Origin of the sequence: Hymenobacter defluvii, assembly GCF_017589435.1 — a bacterium.
Taxonomy (GTDB): Bacteria; Bacteroidota; Bacteroidia; order Cytophagales; family Hymenobacteraceae; genus Hymenobacter; species Hymenobacter profundi.
Map to the genome: position 1 here is coordinate 1 of NZ_JAGETX010000083.1, position 1,028 is coordinate 1,028.

General features: G+C 49.1%; 1 protein-coding gene. It reads right to left on the minus strand.

Annotated elements, in window-relative coordinates; all coding sequences use genetic code 11:
• Positions 1-1,028, minus strand: a 1,028-nt coding sequence (gene nrfD, locus J4D97_RS23025) for an NrfD/PsrC family molybdoenzyme membrane anchor subunit (RefSeq protein ID WP_208309632.1), incomplete at both ends; no start/stop codon positions are given.

A 1,028-nucleotide genomic window follows, 5' to 3' on the forward strand; every position in this document is an offset into this window, starting at 1 on the left:
TCCTCTGCCATGTTGATAACCGGGAAAAACTTGGCAAACAACAGGAATAAGGTAAAGAACAGACCCATCGTACCTACATAGATACCGATATCGATAATCGAAGGCGAGAACATAGCCCAGCTAGAGGGCAAGTAGTCACGGTGCAAGGAGGTCACGATAATTACGAAACGCTCGAACCACATACCGATGTTCACAATAATCGACAGCACGAACGTCATCGGGATGCTATAGCGCACCTTGCGGAACCACACCAACTGGGGCGTAATTACGTTGCAAGTCATCATTGACGCATAAGCCCACCAGTAGGGACCAGTTGCGCGGTTGATGAATGCATATTGCTCAAATTCTACTTGCGAGTACCAAGCAATGAAGAACTCAGTGATGTACGCTACCCCTACGATAGAGCCCGTAATCATCATGATCTTGTTCATCAAGGCAATGTGCTCAAGCGTAATGTAGTCTTCTAACTTGAACACTACTCGGGTAATGAGCATCAGCGTCAGTACCATGGCGAAGCCTGAGAAGATAGCACCTGCCACGAAGTAAGGAGGGAAAATCGTGGTGTGCCAACCTGGTACAACTGAGGTAGCAAAGTCCATCGATACAATAGTGTGTACCGACAGTACCAGCGGGGTGGAAACACCTGCCAGAATCAGCGAAACTGTTTCGTAACGCGACCAAGCTTTAGCTGAACCTTTCCAGTTCATGCTTAGCATGGAGTAGGCTACTTTAGCAATAGGACCTTTCGCCCGGTCGCGGATGGTAGCAAAGTCAGGAATAAGACCGATGTACCAGAAAACCAACGAAACCGAAAAGTAAGTCGAGATGGCGAATACATCCCACAGCAGTGGCGAATTGAAGTTTGCCCACAACGAGCCAAACGTATTTTGCAGTGGGAATACCCAATATGCCTGCCATGGACGGCCCATGTGCAACACCGGGAACATAGCCGCGCAGATTACAGCGAAGATGGTCATTGCCTCGGCTGCACGGTTGATGGACGAGCGCCATTTCTGGCGGAACAGCAA